Raw genomic sequence first — 17437 nt, forward strand, 5'->3', positions numbered from 1 at the left:
AAAAGATGCCAACACTGTTAAATTTCGATGGGTTTAAGTTTTTCTTTTATGCCAATGATCATCCGCCAGCGCATGTTCATGTGTTAAAGGGGGATGGTTGGGCTAAAATTGATTTGGAATGCTTAAAGGTGGTTGGTTCGAGTTTGAAACCTGCGGAACTTAAAAAGGCAGTAGACACAGTTGCGCTGCATCAAGAGGAATTTATGGAGAAGTGGCATGAGTGGTTTAGCCGGTAAAGAAGTGCATATTGATGATCAGTTCTTGCACGTTGATCTGATGGATGGTCGTCGTATTTCTACACCAATTCATTGGTATCCACAGCTTGAGCAGGCGTCACTGAATGATCTTAAGCACTATCAGTTTATTTGTGATGGCACAGGAATTGAATGGGGTACCTTGGATTATCATTTGAATATCGAAAATATGTTGCAGTTTGAGTACAACCAAAATGTGGCATAAATTCTTCAAAGCATGAGAGTTCTGTTAATCAAAATGTCGTCAATGGGGGATGTGTTTCATACCTTTCCTGCTTTGACCGATGCACAGCACGCCATACCAGGCCTGGTGGTCGATTGGGTGGTGGAAGAAGCCTTTGCGGAAATTCCGGCTTGGCACCCGGTAGTTGATCGTGTTTTGCCGATCAAACTGCGTCAATGGCGCAAGCAGCCGTTTGCAAAACAGACGCGCGCGCAAAAAAATGCCTTCTTTAACAAGGTAAACGAACAACGCTATGATCTGGTCTTAGATGCGCAAGGCTTATTAAAAAGCGCCTGGGTTACACGTCAACTCAATGCGCCAAAAGTGGGGCTAGATTGGTCATCGGCACGCGAACGACTGGCGAGTTTTTTCTATGATCGTAAAATCAACGTCGCAAAAGATCAGCACGCCATAACCCGCTTACGCGAGTTGTTCGCTAAAGCACTCGATTATCCGTTGCCTAACACGCCAATTGAATACGGCTTAAACCACCAGGCCTGGTTGCCGTTAGAGCAAGCGCCGAACCCACAATCGCAACCTTATGTAGTGTGTTTGCACGGCACCACCTGGCAAACTAAATATTGGCCGGAAGATCATTGGCAGGCTCTTATCACCCAACTGAATCAACAAGGTTTAAAGGTGGTTTTACCCTGGGGGAACGCCGAAGAAAAAGCGCGCTCAGAGCGTTTGGCGCAAGGTTTAAACGAACACCAGGCCCAGCGTGCCCTTGAGGTATGGTGTCCGCCAGCACCGTTAAAACTTGATGAAGTCGCGCGTTTGCTTAAACACGCTAAAGCCGTGGTTTCAGTTGATACCGGTTTGTCGCACGTAGCTGCCGCGTTAGACGTACCTTTGGTTGTGCTCTATCGTGTCACTGATCCTAAGCTGGTTGGTGCACAGGGTCAAAAAGTTACGCACCTTTGTTCGCCGTTAGCGCCACACTATATTAAAAAGTTTAAACTCGGCCAAGAACAAGCATCACTTCAAGGGTTGGGTGTGGATGATGTTTTGCAGATGCTAAATAAGCAAGGTGCTTGCCATGGCTAGCGTGCTTTTTCTCCCCTCGACACCACTCAATATTTTGGTGTCGGCTGCACTCGCTTGTCATTTGCGTCAAAGGCAGGGTGTTGATTTTCAAGCTCAAATTTGGCTCATTGATCAAAAGAACTTAGAAAATAACCCCTACTTAAAAGCACTGGAAAATTGGGTGGAGTCGCCTTTTCAATGTATAAAAATTTTACCGGGCATAGCTAAAGGACGCGCTAAACTCGCCGAGCGCAAGCAGAATTTTGCACGTATACAACAAGATCTCGCTGATTTTCAACCCAATATTATCGCCACCGGCAGTGATCGTCGTATTGAATTCCAATATGCCATGCAAAGCATGGAGCGGCAGGGTGCAAAACCCCAAGGATGGTATTTAGATGATGGTCTCTATTCGTATGCCGGTTGGCCAATACAACCGCTTAAAGATACGTTAAACGCACTATTAAAAAAACTGACCTATGGCCTCTGGTGGCAAGAACCTAAAACCATTGGCGCATCAAACTGGATTCAGCAGGCCTGGTTGTTTAGGCCAGCGCAGGCACATCCGCTTTTAGCCAACAAACAACTTAACATCTTGCCAGCAGAGTGGTTTCAAGCGCCCGAAATCCAATCATTGAGTAAACTGGTCCGAACCGACTTGGCTAATCAAGATTTACAAGCTATCAGTCTATTATTACTGCTTCCGCACCCGGCAGATCAGGCTAAGATGAAGGATTACGCCTCATCCATCAAAAATTATTTGCGCCACATCACCGAGCAAGGGGCTAAAGTTGCGGTAAAATACCACCCACGGCAATCACTAGATGATGAATTTCAGTTAGCAAAAATGTCAAATGTTACACTGATTCCAAAAAGTTTAGCGTTTGAGTATTTACTAGCCGATCTAGCGCCGCAAACTCAGATAGTGGGTGATATTTCAACGGTGCTGCTCACGGCTAAATGGTTGCGTAATGACTTAAGCGTCACCGGTGTATTTGATCCAAATGATGCCTACGCCCAGCAATTTAGACCTTATTTTGCGCAATTTGATATTAACATAATAGAAAACCTGACAAGCCTAACACCCTAAATGCCTCAACCAACCCGACCAGCCGATTTATACCTCGTATCGTCCAGCCTACATTTTTTTTGGGCTTGGCTGCTGGCCTCTAAACATCAACCCCAGCGTGATGCCCACCTTTGGTTAATTGATCAATATACTGATCAACCCTTAGCTTTTACCAACTTACTTCACCAAGCGGATACGCCTTTTCGCACAACTAAGCTTTGGGCGGGGCGTGAACTAAAGGGTTGGCAAAAATACCAGCAACGCAAACGGGATTTTAACCAAGCCCAAAACATGTTAAAAGAACTGCAGTTTGAACAAGTGTTTATTGGCAATGACCGTAGTGTGTTTGGTCAATATGTATTGCGAATGCTCAAACAAGCACAACAACCACAAAATTCAAGTAGCGAACAAGCCATTGCACTAGACGATGGTGTATTTAGTTATTTGGGTCGCAGCGCGTCAAAATGCTGGCATGAACGGTTTATTGATCAAGGCCTTAAAAAACTCAGCTATGGGCTTTGGTATGATAGTCCCAGTACAATTGGCGCGAGCAAGTGGATTAACCAGGCTTGGTTAATGTACCCATCCTATGCGCACTCTGAGCTTCAGGCCAAATCACCACAAAACCTCGCCCTGGCGCGTGAAGATTTAAACAGTTTTGCACCCATAGCACAACGACTCATTCATATGCACGCCAAACTCCTTGTAGAAACAAATGCGCCAGACGTTCTCATTGCCTTGCCCAATCATAACCTGATTAAAACGACACCTGACTATTTAAGCCGCTTAACACAATTGATTAAACAGCTGCAACAACAGAACAAGCGCATTGCGGTAAAGTATCATCCCGCCGCACAAGGGAAGGATAAGTTAAATATCGTGGCGCAGTTTGGGGTGCAGTGCATAAACGACCAACTGAGTTTTGAGGTCTTATTAAGCTTATGGCAAGACCAGGCCGTTGAATTTATTGGCGACCTGTCCACCACGACCTTGCTTGCGCATTACTTTGGATTTAATAGCCAGTGGTTAGCAGGGGTGCAAACTCAGCACACCCAAGCTATGCAAGGATTTTGTCAGGCCTTAGGCATTAAACAGGTAGAACTTGATGACTAAACGTGTATTGCTGATTAAGATGTCATCGCTTGGCGATATTGTGCATACCTTTCCAGCGCTAACCGATGCCCAAAAAGCCTTGCCCGGTATTCAATTTGATTGGGTAGTAGAAGCGCCGTTCAAGGATTTACCCAAACTGCACCCGGCGGTTAATCAGGTTATTGTTAATCCGCGGCTAGCGATTAATAAAAACCGTTTTTCCCTAACATCATTACAGCTATATCAAGAATTTAAGCAGAAAATTCAAAGCACGCATTATGACGCTGTTATTGAAAACCAATACGTCAACAAAGGGGCCAAGGTTGCCAAACTCGCAAAGGGAATAAAGCACGGCTTAACTGCCAATAGCGCTCACGATGCATGTATTGCCAAAGTCTTTGACCATGCACATTACGTATCGCGTTCCCTGCATGCTATTGATCGTTCAAGAAAGTTGTTAGCATTGAGTCTAGGATATGACACTGCTTTTAAAGAACACACAACCGACTTAGATAACGCGCTAGATTACGGCTTGGACTTATCGCATATTGAACTTGATGAGCATAATCAACGTTGGCAACAGCAAACAGGTGAATACCTCGTGTTCTGCCAAGCCACTACCTGGGCGACCAAGCACCTGCCCATCAAAATGTGGATTGAACTACTCGAAAAAGCCAAACAAGCAGGCCTGCCAGTATTATTACCTTGGGTTGGTGACAAAGAACAAGCACAGGTGAGTGCAATGATTCAGCAGGCCCAGTGGGGCGAGATTTTACCGGCACAATCGCTGGAACAATGGGCTAAGTTATTGGCGGGCGCGAGGGGTATTATTGGTGTCGATACAGGGTTGACGCATTTAGCGGCCGCATTAAATAAACCGACACTCTGCTTGTTTGGCCCAACCAATCCAAACCTCACCGCAGCGAAGGGTCGTCGAGCCAAAACGCTTTGGTTAAATTTAGCCTGTTCACCCTGCATGCAAACTCATTGTCCACGTGAAGGTGGACAGGTTTGCTTTAGTCAGATGAATGTGGATGAAGTGTGGGGTGAGCTTAATGCACGGCATTGACTTATATCTCGCTAAAACGCCGCGACACTGGTGGTTGGCACATGCCATTGCAGCGGCTGAAGCAAGGCCGGCTGTGCTGATGGTAACGGAAGGATTTCATGGCGCAGAACAACTCATTGAACTAAGTAAAAGTATCAAAAACTCCCCGTTTTTGACTGTCGAGTTGATTCCCGGTAAACGCAGTTCCCATCGGTATGGTTTTTTTAAACGTCGGTTTTACAAGCATTTTGAATGGTCTATTCAAAAACAAGCGATTGATCGAATTCTAGCAAAATATGATGTTAGTCGATTTATAACAGCCAACCTCACTGCGCTACCCACACAATACATATACCACAGGTATCAACAGACTGACTGTCAGTTTTGGGTGCTCGACGATGGTCTTGTACAATACCGACCTGAAATTATCCAACAAAAAACACACTTAGATGAACAATACCAAAGCCTACTTAAAGGGTTCAAGGTTCGTTTTCCAAAGCAAGATCAGATACTGCCATTTTTTAGCCACGGCTGGTTTTTTGCACCCGCATTACTTCACCACCGGCTAAAGCACTTACACGCTAACAAAATTGAACTTCATTATTTTGATAAGCCGGTCATGACTGAATTAAGTAACCGTTTATTTAAAACTATGTCGCTAAACTCTCAAAAATGGCAACAGTCTAAGGTTGTGTTTGTTTTTTCTAATGAAAGCTATCTTCAAACTGATTGTGAAGGATTTACCCGTGCAAAGTTTGAGCAAGCAATTCAGGATTTTATTAACAAAAATAACCTGCAAGACCACGCAGTATGGGTAAAATACCATCCTAGAGAACACGAAGAGGACGTGTTTGGGTTAAAAAAACACTACCCAAACTGCGAATTTATACCCTCACAAATTCCTTTTGAAGTTATTGTGACAAGCCTAAAACCCGCTGATTATGTGGTCGGCGAGCTGTCAACGGTGTTATTTGATGTCGCACTCAACAGACCCGATGTAAGCGTGCATAGTCTGATGTGTGTTACCAAACAAAAACCTGAATACGAACTGTTTAATAAAGCCGGCGTATGTTTACACAGAGTAGGGCAATAATCCAATCATAAAAAATATCTGTTTAGTCACCAGCTCTCTCGTTGGAGGCGGTGCGGAAAAAAAAGCTTTAGAAATTCTGCAGTATCTAAATGAACAGGGCTATAACGCGCATTTAATTGTATTGAGTTCAAAGAAAATTCACTTTGATATTTCAAATATTGAAAACATTTGGTTTGCAGATAAGTATTATAAAAAACCTATATTTGGTTTTATGGAATTGCAACGAAAGGCACAAGCACTTGATTTTCAAATCAAGATTCTAGAAGAGAAGTTTGGGCGATTTGATTTAATTTTAGCAAGACTATACGGCACTCATAGACTGTTTGCCAAGCTAAACTACGAGCAAGTTTTTTATTCTATTCATAGTGATCCTTGGGTAGAAGCAACACATAATAAAAATTTATCAAAAACAATAAAGTCTATTGCTTCATTTAAAAGAGTGTATAAAAATAAAAAAATAGTTTGTGTTTCAAAAGGTATTAAATATACATTGGTTAATAAGTTTAGTCTGAATGAAAAAGATATAACGATAATCTATAATCCATTTAAATTTGAAGATATAATTAAAAAATCAACAGAGTATAAAGTTGAAATAGAAGATGATTATATTGTACATGTAGGGCGGTTTCATCCTCAAAAAAGACATGATATTTTGTTTGAAAGTTATAAGAAGATGAAAACAGAACATAAATTAGTTTTATAGTGTCACGATTCAGCTGAGCTGAGAAAGCTTATTGCTCAATTTAATTTACAAGAAAAGGTTTATGTAGCAGGTTTCCAACAAAACCCATATCCTTATATTAAAAAAGCAAAGCTGTTATTGTTAACATCAGATTATGAAGGTCTTCCAACTGTGCTAATTGAGGCCCTTATATTAAGTACACCTGTAGTATCCACAGACTGTCCAACTGGACCCAATGAAATATTAACTGGTAGTTTGCAAGTGTGTTTAGCCAATTATAGAGATACGGATGATATCTCAAAAAAAGCTCTAAAAGCACTTGATTATTATCCTGTTATTCAAAAAGAAACGCTTAAGAAATTTAGTTTTGAAGGCTATATAGAAAAACTAATATATTTAACAAAGAATGCATAACATGATTACAAATAAACTAATTAATTTTTTTCCCCGTTTTGAGTTAGAAGCGTCCAGAAATCTTGATTTTTATCTTGCTTTAATAACTCCCTTTTTTATCGCAGGTTACTTTATTGCACTGGGTGTTTCGAGTAGCTTGGATAATTTCTTTGGTGTGATGCTGTTAGTCTTTGGTTTAATTTTGTGGCTCAAATACAGGCGATTCGATGTGCCAGTAGAAATGAAACGTATTTATATTATGGGTTTGTTAGTTTTTTTAATGGTAGTTCTTCACGCCGTTATAGGGCGCGACATTGAAATGCTGTTTAAGTTTCAGTTTGAGAACTTACGTAACCTGTTGCTATTGCCTTTTTTAGCGCTGCTCTTGGTTACAGTTAACCTTAATGCACAGGGTGTATGGCGTCTAATTGTTATAACCGGTTTATATACCTTGGTATTTTCGATACTGATTCTTATTGAAGACCCCGTTAGAGGGGAGGGACTACTAAGGAAGGCTATAGTTATTGGTAATTTGGGAATGTTATTTGCCTTAGCTTCTTTAGTCGCATTTTTTGGTATTAAAGGTAAATTTTGGAAAGCATTAGCTTTATTGGTTTTCTTTAGTGGTTTTTTGTTGAGCGTTCTTACTCAAACAAGAGCAGGTTGGGTTGCGTTTTTAATTGCAGTTGTTCTTTTAGCCTGGACGTTCTGGCAGGTCAATAGACGCAATTTTTATATTTTGATGGGTTGTTTTGTGGCGCTGAGTGTTCTTTTAATTATTTTTTGGAGTCATTTACCTATTGAACAACGTATCCTTCAAGCTGTAAATGATATAAGTTTGTATAACGATGGATTTTCTAACACCTCCGTTGGCCAACGTTTTGATATGTGGGTTATTGCATTTCATGCATTTCTGGAGAAACCAATTTTTGGATGGGGAGTGACGCCCTTCAAAGAAACTTTTTTTGTTTTCTTGGAAAGAGACTTAGTTAATTACCAAATACCTGCTGATGGAGGTGGCTTCGCTCAACCTCATAATGACTATATATTTTTATTGTATCATTTTGGCCTGGTTGGGTTTTTAATGGCTATGTCTATTGTTATATATCCAGGTTATTTGTTTATTAAGCATATTAATAAATATAAAAAAACAAATCATGAGCAAGCCTATATTGCACTTACAGGCCTAGTTGTTATTGAGGCATTATTAGACTTTATGTTGTTTAATTTAGCGATGATGAACAAAATTTTCTATGTCGCAGTTATTATAATTTTCATGATCTTATATGCTACGTTAAAATATGACAACTTGAATTCAACTAATAATTGCAACACCTGACCTTAAATTCCGAACCGTTAAGATTTCATAGGGTGATTAAAACCCTAATCGCTTTCTGGGTCGGGTGTTGAGCTTATCTTCAACCCGCTGGATTTCTTCATCCGATACCTTTTCAAAGGCGGTGCCTTTGGGGAAGTCTTGGCGAATCAGTCCATTGGTATTCTCATTCGTTCCGCGCTCCCGGCTATGGTAGGGTTGCGCGAAGTAAAACTTACAATTCAACGTTTCCTGAATTCAGATAATAAACGCAACACCTGAAATTTGTAGAAGTGGAGGTCAGCTGCCTTAGAATGGTGTGTTACCACACAAAACATTCAGGTGCCAAAGATGACACGGTTCAGACAGCTGACCCTAGAAGAAAGATACCAGATTTAGATATACAATACGCTAGGTTTTTCATTGCGTTCAATCGCTATAACGTTAAAGCGAGCAGCCTCAACGATCAGTCGTGAGATGGCACGCAATGTCGATTCGACATGCTGTCGCTATCGTGCCGAATTGGCACAAGCCAGAACCGATAAGCGACGCAGTACGGCAGATAAGTCTCGCATAACAGACGAGCAGATTATCCGCTTGATTGAGCAGCGGTTAACGGCGCATCACTGGTCACCGTGGTTGAACGTAAAACAGGTTTAACTCGTATTCGCAAGGTAGCACGTGCAACAGCAGAGCTAACCGCCAATGCGATGGTTGAAGCGCTATCGTACTTTGTAGTGAAAACCAATACTTCAGATAATGGGCCAGAACTAATCTCGGCCAAGTTAACGAACTGGTGTGAGCAGCATGACGTTAAGTTGGCTTATATCCAACCAGGTAAGCCACAACAAAATGGTTTTGTAGAACGATTTAATGGCTCGTTCAGACATGAGTTTTTAAATGCGTATCTGTTTGAATCGCTCGATCAAGTTAGGGAGATGGCTTGGTTCTGGCGGTTAGATTATAACGAAGAACGCACTCATGAAAGTCTGGGTAATCTGCCACCGGCGGCTTATCGAGTAAAACTGGAAAACTCTACTTTACCAGTGTTTCACTAATGGGGATGTGTCCGAAATTGCTTGACCAGTACACCTATCTTTGTCAGGCGAATAACAAAATATTCGGTTTTGATGTGTCACCGTTCAGAGCTGGGGTGTTTGAGCCCTAATTCCCTAGTTGCAGGCCTGGTTATAATCGCATTGGTTGGGTTAAATATTCTACGTCATTCTTCTAGAAACCCCCTCATTTCTCGTGTAAAATCTGCGGTTATTCAATTTTTGAACAATTAAAAGCCAAAGCGAATGGACCCAGAAACCCGCCTACAAACCTTGCGCCACATAAGCACCGAGCCCACGCAGCGAACGCTGGCGGACAAGCTCGGTTTTAGCATTGGCAAAACCAATTACGTGCTCAAAGCCCTGATTGACAAAGGTTTAGTCAAGGCGGAACGCTTTGCGCAAAGTTCGAATAAGCTCGGTTATCGCTATATTCTCACGCCACAAGGCATCCGTGAGCGGATTGAATTGACAGAAAAATTCATCCAACGCAAGCGCGAAGAATATGAACAGCTCACCGAAGAGCTGCGCGATATTCAAAAAGCCGATGCGGGCGAATAGGGAATAGGGGAGCAGGCCTGATGCGCCATTGGTATTTGGTCACCACCAAACCCAAACAAGACGACATCGCCGAACAGAACCTCGTCGCCCAAGGCTATGAGGTGTATCGACCTTTGTGTCGAGTGGTAAAAAAGTCGCGCGGTAAACCGGTTGAGCGCACGGAATCCTTGTTTCCACGCTACTTGTTTATCCAGCTAGACCATATTGCACAAGACTGGAGCCCCATCCGCTCCACTAAAGGCGTGATGCAAATGGTGCGTTTTGGTGCCTATCCGGCAAAAATAACGGATGACTTGATCGACGCGATAAAACAACAAGAGCAGGCCGCCCTCAAAGGCGCTGCGCCCGCCCAATACAAAAAGGGCGACAAATTGCGCGTCGAAAGTGGCGCTTTTTATGGCCTAGACGTCATTTTTGAAAACTACGACAGTGATCAACGCATCATCGTCTTGATGAACATTCTCGGCCAGCAGCAAAAAGTGGTCATGCAAGCCGAACAACTTGAGAAAGCCAGCGAATAAACACGCAAGCCTTCTCAAAATAAAAACACAACACGGCCCAATTTTTCGAAATGCGTAACGACAGCGTAGGGCGGTAGCGTGCTTAATCGCCTCGTTGACGACTCGCACATCAAACTCGACCGCCTCAAGAATCTCGGCTTTGATACATCGCTATTGTGAGCAATCACCCTTTGATTGCGAGTACAACGAAGTCATTGCCTAATTAAGATGGAGTTGAATCTAGAGCCTAGATTTAAGAAGCAATTTTCTCCTAAGATTTACTGTTAAAATAAAGAAAATAAAAAAACAGGCAATCAAGGCAATGAGACTAAATAAACATCAAGTCGACGCTATTACAAGCGTGATTAAAACCGTATTCGGGCAAGATGCACACATCGCACTATTCGGCTCAAGATTGAATGATGATGCCAAAGGTGGAGATATTGATTTGTTGGTAACCGTTGGTCATCCAGTTGAGCGCCCAGCGTTTGATATTGCACGAGTACAAGCAAAAATGATTATGCTGCTCGGCGATCAAAAAATAGATATATTGCTGGACGCACCTAACCTAAAGCGCCAAGCCATTCACCAAATAGCACGTCAAGAAGGGTTAGCTTTATGTTGACAGCAGATGCTGAGAGACTCAGTTTTCTACTAAGGGTTGTAAAGAAAGAAATCCACCACCTAGATTATGCGCTTAATCAAGCCTTTAAAGGTGGTCTCACCCTAGAGCAGATCGTAGCATTGGATCAAGAACCAGATTTGGCCTTAAAATTGGAGGCCTTCACAAGTCGATTTAGTCGTCTTCAGGACACCTTGGGCGACAAATTATTGCCAGCCCTGTTGCAGGCTTTAGAAGAACCTAAAGCGCCACTTCTTACCAACCTCAATAAGGCTGAGACCTATGGTTGGCTTGAATCTACAGAGGACTGGATCTCTTTAAGGCAGCTTCGCAATCAGATGGTGCATGAGTATATTGAAGATGCCCAAACCTTTTTTGATGCAGTCATGACGGCAAAGCAAGAAACAAACACACTTAAACAATTCGCATTAAATCTCGAACACCAGACTGAAAAAAGACTCAATCAAAAAACAACATAAGACTGGTCAATTACTGGCTGACTATTTAAAAAATCCTGTTGAGGTGGGCAATGCAAACATGGCAAATTCTAGAAGCGAGAGCGCATGAAGTTCGCGAGTCTGATGCATGGAGATCGTTCGATCGAGTGACGCGATAGATGCCTTATTTAATGACGTACAAGGAATGCGTTCTTGAGCAGGAACTCCTCTGAACTAGACCTGGTGGTTTTCAAATCGGTTTATTATTTTTTTGCTTTAAGTTGTTGGAAAAACACGCCCTCCGCTAACCTCTAGTCAAGTTCGAGAAATTCTTAAATTATTAGCAAATCAGTAACAGTAGAGTAAAAGATGAAGATAGCAGTTGCAGGAACCGGATATGTGGGCTTATCGCTAGCCGTATTATTAGCCCAGCACCACGAAGTTGTGGCGGTGGACATTATCAAAGAAAAAGTCGATCTCATAAACAACAAGCAATCCCCAATTGTGGATGTTGAAATCGAAGACTTCTTAGCGAATAAACCGCTTAACCTAACGGCCACGCTTGATCCGGCTCAAGCCTACAAAGACGCCGAGTTTGTCGTCATTGCCACGCCAACCGACTACGATACACAAACCAATACCTTCAACACAAAATCCGTAGAAGCGGTCATTGCCGATGTGCTGGCGATAAATCCTAACGCCACCATGATTATCAAAAGCACCATCCCGGTAGGTTACACAGAAAGCCTAAAACAAAAATTAAAAACTAAAAATTCAGCATTAAACATTAACCTCATCTTCTCCCCAGAATTCCTGCGTGAAGGCAAAGCCCTTTGAGATAACCTTCACCCATCGCGTGTTGTGATAGGGGAGCAATCAGAACGAGCCCAAACCTTTGCCAATCTTCTGTTAGAAGGCGCGGCCAAACCCAAAGACGAGATTCCGGTACTTTTCACCGACGCCACCGAAGCCGAAGCAATTAAGCTGTTCTCCAATACCTATCTAGCCCTGCGTGTTGCCTACTTCAACGAACTCGACACCTATTGCGAAACCCACGGCCTAAGCAGCAAACAAGTAATCCAAGGCGTTGGATTAGACCCACGTATCGGCGACCACTACAACAACCCAAGCTTCGGCTATGGCGGCTACTGTCTCCCCAAAGACACCAAACAACTGCTCGCCAACTACAACGACGTCCCCCAAAACCTAATCAAAGCCATCGTCGACTCCAACACCACGCGTAAAGATTTTATTGCCGACCAAGTCATCAAACGCAATCCCAAAGTCGTCGGCATCCACCGCCTCATTATGAAACAAGGCTCTGACAACTTCCGCGCCAGTGCCATTCAAGGTGTGATGAAACGCATCAAAGCCAAAGGCATCGAAGTCGTCATCTACGAACCCGTTCTCAGCGAACAAGGTCAAACTGACTTCTTCCACTCAAAAGTCATCACCGACCTAGCCGAATTCAAAGCGCAAAGCGACGTCATCATCGCCAACCGTTTAGTTGACGAGATACAAGACGTAAAAGATAAAGTCTATACCCGTGACTTATTTGGAAAGGATTAATAATGGCTAACATACTCGTAACAGGCGCCGCCGGTTTTATCGGTTATCACTTAATCCAAGTCTTATTGAAAAAGGGCGATCAAGTTGTCGGCATCGACAACCTAAACGACTACTACGATCCGCAGCTCAAACTCGACCGCCTCAAAGCCCTTGGTTTTGACAGCGACCAAGTCAAAACACTCGCGGCAGGCCAACATTTAAAATTAACCATTCAAAATTTACAATTCCAGCGGCTCGACCTAGCCAACCGCTCAGGCATCGAACAGCTATTTGCCGAAAACCAATTCGACATCGTCGTCAACTTGGGTGCCCAAGCGGGTGTGCGATACTCCATCGACAACCCACATGCTTATGTCGACTCCAACCTGGTTGGCTTTGTAAACATCCTAGAAGGCTGTCGTCACGCCAAAGTCAAACACCTCGTTTACGCCAGCTCCAGCTCGGTTTACGGCATGAACATCAAACAACCCTTTAGCACCGCAGACCGAGTCGATTACCCCATTAGCCTGTATGCCGCCACCAAAAAGTCCAACGAACTCATGGCACACACCTACAGCCATCTTTACGGTATCCCAACCACCGGATTACGGTTCTTCACAGTCTATGGCCCAATGGGACGTCCCGATATGGCTTACTTCTCCTTCACAAAAAAAATCCTCGCTGGTGAAACCATTGATGTATTCAACAACGGCGAAATGCAACGCGACTTCACCTACATAGACGACATAGTAGAAGGCATCACTCGTGTAATGGAAAAACCACCTCGTCATCCCGAGCAGGCCAACAGTCATTCTGAGCTTTCCCCATGTCATTCTGAGCGAAGCGAAGAATCTCCTAAACCCCAAAAAATCACCAACGCCCAAGCTCCCTATAAAGTCTACAACATCGGCAATAACCAACCCGTAACGCTGCGCCGCTTTATCACCGCTATTGAAACTGCCACAGGCAAAAAAGCCAACGAAAACCTCCTGCCCATGCAGGCAGGTGACGTGCCCATAACCTATGCCGATGTAGACGAACTCATTGCCGATACAGGCTTTAAGCCAGCAACAAGCATCGAAGACGGCATCAGTCAGTTTGTTGACTGGTACAAAGGCTACTACAAATAAATGAACCTTCAAGTCCTCATTCAACAAGGCGAAAGCGACACGCTCGAGTTTAAACAATCGTTCGATAAAGAAGCGATTGAAACCGTCTGCGCGTTCGCCAATGCCAAAGGCGGGCAAGTACTTATTGGTGTGACCGATGAGGGCGAAATAAAAGGTTTACAAATTTCAGACGAAACCATTCAGCAATATATAAACCAAATCAAAACCCAAACTGAACCAGGCCTGGTGGTCGACATCGAAGCGCATCAAATAGACAAAAAAACGCTTCTAACGATCAAGGTCGGCGAATTCCCAATCAAACCGGTTAGTTTCAAGGGTCGATTCTACAAACGCAAAGCCAATAGCAATCACCAGCTCAACCTAACCGAAATCGCCAATATGCACCTGCAATCCCTACAATTGTCATGGGATGCCTACCCGGCAAATGATGTTAAGCTTCAAGACTTAGGTACACAAAAAATCCAGAAGTTTTTTGAAAGAGTAAACCAAAAAGGGCGCTTCACACTCAACGGCTCGCTCGAAGAAAATCTTTCTAAGCTTCAGCTTTTAAAAGATCAACAAGTCTCTCAGGCGGCAAAGCTACTCTTTGCTAAAGAGCAAAATACTTACAACATCCATATCGGCCGCTTCAAAACGCCAAGCATGATCATCGACGACAAAATGGTGTGCGCCACATTATTTGATGCGGTAGAAGACACCATGCGAATCATTATTTCGCACCTAAAAGTCGCTTTTGAAATCACCGGCAAAAAAGTCGAGCGCACCGAAATATTTGAATATCCACTAGATGCGATACGCGAAATCGTTTTGAACTCAATTATCCATCGCGACTACACCAGCCCGGTCGATAACCAAATCAAAATTTTTGACCAAAAAATCGTTTTCTTTAACCCCGGAAAGCTCTACAGCGACCTAACCATCGAACAGCTAAAAACCGACAGCTACCCATCGCGCACGCGAAACAAACTCATTGCCGAAGCCTTTTACCTAACCGGCGACATCGAAAAATACGGTAGCGGCTATCAACGCATCCGCAAAGCCATCCAAGACTACCCAACCATGACCTTCGAATACGAAGAAAGTGGCGACGGTTATATGGTTATCATTGGCTACAACCAGCAAAAACAAACCACAGAAAACAATGGCGGTGTAACTGAGGGTGTAACTGAGGGTGTAACTGAGGGTGTAACTGAGGGTGTAACTGAGGGTGTAAAAACGCTCTTACAATTTATAAAAGACAATCCCGGTCTAAGAACCACACAAATTGAAGCGCAACTTAATGTGCCGGTAAAAACCCTTGAACGCTGGATAAAACAACTCAAAGACCAAAACAAAATTGAATTCCGTGGTGCGCCTAAAACTGGCGGTTACTACCCAGCTCAAAATTAAGAATTGAACATTAAAGATAAACTATGAACAGCGATCAAAATACAAAATTGAAAATCCTAGTAACAGGCGGGGCAGGGTTTATCGGCTCCGCTGTCATTCGACACATTATCAACGACACAGATTACTCGGTGGTCAATGTCGATAAACTCACCTATGCTGGAAACCTCGAATCGTTAGTCAGCGTGAGTGATAACCCGCGTTATGCATTTGAGCAGGTCGATATTTGCGATGCAGTAGAACTCAAGCGTGTATTCAATCAACACCAACCAGACCTTGTGATGCATCTTGCCGCCGAATCGCATGTTGATCGCTCCATTGATGGCCCGGGTGAGTTTATCCAAACCAATATCATCGGCACCTATACCTTGCTCGAACAAGCTAGAGCGTATTGGGCAGGCCTGCAAGGCGGCAAAAAAGCCAACTTCCGTTTTCACCATATTTCAACCGACGAAGTCTATGGCGATTTGCCACACCCAGATGAGCAGGCTGGCGAGTTACCTTTGTTCACCGAAACCACTGCCTACGCCCCAAGCTCGCCCTACAGCGCGTCAAAAGCAGGGTCAGATCATCTAGTGCGTGCATGGCAAAGAACCTATGGTTTCCCAACCCTCGTTACCAACTGTTCAAATAACTACGGCCCATATCACTTCCCGGAAAAACTGATTCCACTAGTGATCCTTAACGCACTAGAAGGCAAACCGCTCCCCGTATATGGCAAAGGAAATCAAATCCGTGACTGGCTTTACGTAGAAGACCACGCCCGCGCACTCGTGCTTGTCGCCACGCATGGCAAAGTCGGTGAAACCTACAACATCGGCGGCCACAACGAAAAACAAAACATCGAAGTCGTCAAAACCATTTGCTCTATGCTTGAAGAACTCGCACCAAGCGAAAACAATCCAAATATCGATAGCTACTCATGTGAGCCAGGTAACGCTTCAACTTATGCTGAACTGATTAAATATGTTGCCGATAGACCCGGGCATGACATGCGCTACGCCATCGACGCCAGCAAAATCCAACGCGAACTCGGCTGGACACCCCAAGAAACCTTCGAATCAGGCATTCGCAAAACCGTACAATGGTATCTAAACAACCAGGCCTGGTGCCAACACGTACAAGACGGCAGTTACCAAAGAGAGCGTTTAGGAGCTGAAAAATGAAAAAGGCGACGAGCTTAACAGTTCAAAACACCGCAATCAATTTAAAGCGTATTAACTCATCTGATTTCTTAAGTCTTACTGATATTGCGCGAGCAAAAAATCCAGATGAGCCAAAAGATGTCGTAAAGAACTGGCTTAGATCAAGACAGACGATTGATTTTCTTGGACTGTGGGAGCAAATAAACAATCCAGATTTTAAAGGGGTCGAATTCGACTCCTTTAAAAGCCAAGCCGGTTCTAATAGTTTTACTTTGTCTCCTACTAAATGGATAGAAAACACCCATGCCGTTGGCTTGGTAAGCAAAGCCGGACGCTATGGTGGAACCTTTGCACACCCGGATATAGCATTTGAATTTGCCAGTTGGATTTCAGCGGAATTCAAGCTCTTCCTAATTAAAGAATTCCAACGGCTAAAACAAGACGAAATCGACAGCAAAAAACTTGAGTGGAACCTCAGTAGAAGCCTGAGCAAAATCAACTATCGAATTCACACCGATGCCATACAAGCGTACATTGTGCCAAAGCTCAATCCGTCACAAATCAACTTCACCTATGCTGACGAGGCCGATTTGTTGAACCTAGCACTCTTTGGTATCACAGCCAAGCAATGGAGAGAGCAAAACCCCGATAAACAAGGCAACTTGAGAGATTACGCCAGTGTCGAAGAGTTAGTTATCCTATCCAATATGGAAAGCTATAACGCTGAAATGATCAAGCAAACGCTTCCACCACAACAGCGGCTTGTTCAATTAAATGACATGGCGATCACTCAAATGAATAGTTTGACAAAGCACGAACCGAAATTGACAAGTTCAACATTAAAAATTAAGAAGTAAA

Annotated in this window: 20 protein-coding genes and 2 pseudogenes; 21 read left to right on the plus strand and 1 reads right to left on the minus strand. The window is 43.5% G+C overall.

Features of this window, described 5'->3' with window-relative positions:
- Positions 1 to 5: 5 nt before the first annotated feature.
- Genes THIAE_RS04080 through THIAE_RS04120 form a run of 10 tightly spaced genes read left to right on the plus strand, consistent with a single transcriptional unit; the run spans position 6 to position 8219 of the window.
- A complete protein-coding gene (locus tag THIAE_RS04080) occupies positions 6 to 236 on the plus strand; it encodes a DUF4160 domain-containing protein (RefSeq protein ID WP_006459124.1) in 231 nt (76 codons plus the stop codon).
- Positions 217 to 459 carry a DUF2442 domain-containing protein gene (locus THIAE_RS04085; RefSeq protein WP_006459123.1) on the plus strand — a complete coding sequence of 81 codons (243 nt, stop codon included), beginning with the start codon at positions 217 to 219 and terminating at the stop codon, positions 457 to 459. Before THIAE_RS04080 ends, THIAE_RS04085 begins: the two co-directional genes overlap by 20 nt.
- A 12-nt stretch (positions 460 to 471) precedes the next feature.
- Positions 472 to 1524: a lipopolysaccharide heptosyltransferase I gene (gene waaC, locus THIAE_RS04090; RefSeq protein WP_025299302.1), complete on the plus strand. Its 1053-nt coding sequence runs from the start codon at positions 472 to 474 to the stop codon at positions 1522 to 1524.
- Positions 1517 to 2593, plus strand: coding sequence for a polysialyltransferase family glycosyltransferase (locus tag THIAE_RS04095; RefSeq protein WP_006459121.1), 1077 nt, complete (start codon positions 1517 to 1519; stop codon positions 2591 to 2593). The genes waaC (THIAE_RS04090) and THIAE_RS04095 overlap by 8 nt, the downstream gene beginning before the upstream one ends.
- A complete protein-coding gene (locus THIAE_RS04100) occupies positions 2594 to 3685 on the plus strand; it encodes a hypothetical protein (RefSeq protein WP_006459120.1) in 1092 nt (363 codons plus the stop codon).
- Positions 3678 to 4733 (plus strand): lipopolysaccharide heptosyltransferase I, encoded by a 1056-nt coding sequence (gene waaC / locus THIAE_RS04105; RefSeq protein ID WP_006459119.1) that lies wholly within the window; start codon positions 3678 to 3680, stop codon positions 4731 to 4733. Before THIAE_RS04100 ends, waaC (THIAE_RS04105) begins: the two co-directional genes overlap by 8 nt.
- Complete coding sequence (locus THIAE_RS04110) at positions 4720 to 5805, plus strand: polysialyltransferase family glycosyltransferase (RefSeq protein WP_006459118.1); 1086 nt, start codon at positions 4720 to 4722, stop codon at positions 5803 to 5805. The genes waaC (THIAE_RS04105) and THIAE_RS04110 overlap by 14 nt, the downstream gene beginning before the upstream one ends.
- A 16-nt stretch (positions 5806 to 5821) precedes the next feature.
- Positions 5822 to 6508, plus strand: a complete 687-nt coding sequence (locus THIAE_RS10530) for a glycosyltransferase (RefSeq protein WP_275425067.1) — start codon at positions 5822 to 5824, stop codon at positions 6506 to 6508.
- An 18-nt stretch (positions 6509 to 6526) separates the two neighbouring features.
- The gene (locus tag THIAE_RS10720) at positions 6527 to 6901 is read left to right on the plus strand and encodes a glycosyltransferase (protein ID WP_084332759.1); all 375 of its coding nucleotides are present in this window, start codon (positions 6527 to 6529) and stop codon (positions 6899 to 6901) included.
- 1 nt (position 6902) lies between these two features.
- Entirely contained in the window at positions 6903 to 8219 is a 1317-nt protein-coding gene (locus THIAE_RS04120; protein ID WP_006459115.1) for an O-antigen ligase family protein, read from the plus strand.
- Positions 8220 to 8255: 36 nt separating this feature from the next.
- On the opposite strand, the pseudogene THIAE_RS10725 reads toward THIAE_RS04120, so the two are convergent.
- Positions 8256 to 8453: pseudogene (locus tag THIAE_RS10725) on the minus strand (IS30 family transposase); the annotation flags it as partial.
- Positions 8454 to 8618: 165 nt separating this feature from the next.
- Between THIAE_RS10725 and THIAE_RS04125 the strand changes: the two are divergent.
- The 11 genes and pseudogenes from THIAE_RS04125 (at position 8619) to THIAE_RS04175 (ending at position 17436) form a co-directional block, all read left to right on the plus strand.
- Positions 8619 to 8855: a hypothetical protein gene (locus tag THIAE_RS04125; RefSeq protein ID WP_025299305.1), complete on the plus strand. Its 237-nt coding sequence runs from the start codon at positions 8619 to 8621 to the stop codon at positions 8853 to 8855.
- The gene (locus THIAE_RS04130; protein WP_006459114.1) at positions 8831 to 9253 is read left to right on the plus strand and encodes an integrase core domain-containing protein; all 423 of its coding nucleotides are present in this window, start codon (positions 8831 to 8833) and stop codon (positions 9251 to 9253) included. Before THIAE_RS04125 ends, THIAE_RS04130 begins: the two co-directional genes overlap by 25 nt.
- Positions 9254 to 9496: 243 nt before the next feature.
- The gene (locus THIAE_RS04135) at positions 9497 to 9811 is read left to right on the plus strand and encodes a MarR family EPS-associated transcriptional regulator (protein ID WP_006459113.1); all 315 of its coding nucleotides are present in this window, start codon (positions 9497 to 9499) and stop codon (positions 9809 to 9811) included.
- Between the two features lie 20 nt (positions 9812 to 9831).
- On the plus strand, positions 9832 to 10332 hold the full coding sequence (gene rfaH, locus THIAE_RS04140; RefSeq protein ID WP_006459112.1) for a transcription/translation regulatory transformer protein RfaH: 501 nt from the start codon (positions 9832 to 9834) through the stop codon (positions 10330 to 10332).
- 301 nt (positions 10333 to 10633) lie between these two features.
- Complete coding sequence (locus THIAE_RS04145) at positions 10634 to 10936, plus strand: nucleotidyltransferase domain-containing protein (protein WP_006459111.1); 303 nt, start codon at positions 10634 to 10636, stop codon at positions 10934 to 10936.
- Positions 10930 to 11412 carry a hypothetical protein gene (locus tag THIAE_RS04150; protein ID WP_006459110.1) on the plus strand — a complete coding sequence of 161 codons (483 nt, stop codon included), beginning with the start codon at positions 10930 to 10932 and terminating at the stop codon, positions 11410 to 11412. Before THIAE_RS04145 ends, THIAE_RS04150 begins: the two co-directional genes overlap by 7 nt.
- A gap of 327 nt (positions 11413 to 11739) precedes the next feature.
- Positions 11740 to 12939 (plus strand): annotated as a pseudogene (locus THIAE_RS04155) (nucleotide sugar dehydrogenase).
- Positions 12940 to 12941: 2 nt separating this feature from the next.
- Positions 12942 to 14048: an NAD-dependent epimerase gene (locus THIAE_RS04160; RefSeq protein WP_006459107.1), complete on the plus strand. Its 1107-nt coding sequence runs from the start codon at positions 12942 to 12944 to the stop codon at positions 14046 to 14048.
- Complete coding sequence (locus tag THIAE_RS04165; RefSeq protein WP_006459106.1) at positions 14049 to 15437, plus strand: RNA-binding domain-containing protein; 1389 nt, start codon at positions 14049 to 14051, stop codon at positions 15435 to 15437.
- A gap of 23 nt (positions 15438 to 15460) precedes the next feature.
- The gene (gene rfbB, locus THIAE_RS04170) at positions 15461 to 16600 is read left to right on the plus strand and encodes a dTDP-glucose 4,6-dehydratase (RefSeq protein ID WP_006459105.1); all 1140 of its coding nucleotides are present in this window, start codon (positions 15461 to 15463) and stop codon (positions 16598 to 16600) included.
- Positions 16597 to 17436 (plus strand): KilA-N domain-containing protein, encoded by an 840-nt coding sequence (locus THIAE_RS04175; RefSeq protein WP_006459104.1) that lies wholly within the window; start codon positions 16597 to 16599, stop codon positions 17434 to 17436. The genes rfbB and THIAE_RS04175 overlap by 4 nt, the downstream gene beginning before the upstream one ends.
- The last annotated feature ends 1 nt before the right edge of the window (position 17437 follow it).

The organism is Thiomicrospira aerophila AL3 (genome assembly GCF_000227665.2).
GTDB classification, from domain to species: domain Bacteria; phylum Pseudomonadota; class Gammaproteobacteria; order Thiomicrospirales; family Thiomicrospiraceae; genus Thiomicrospira; species Thiomicrospira aerophila.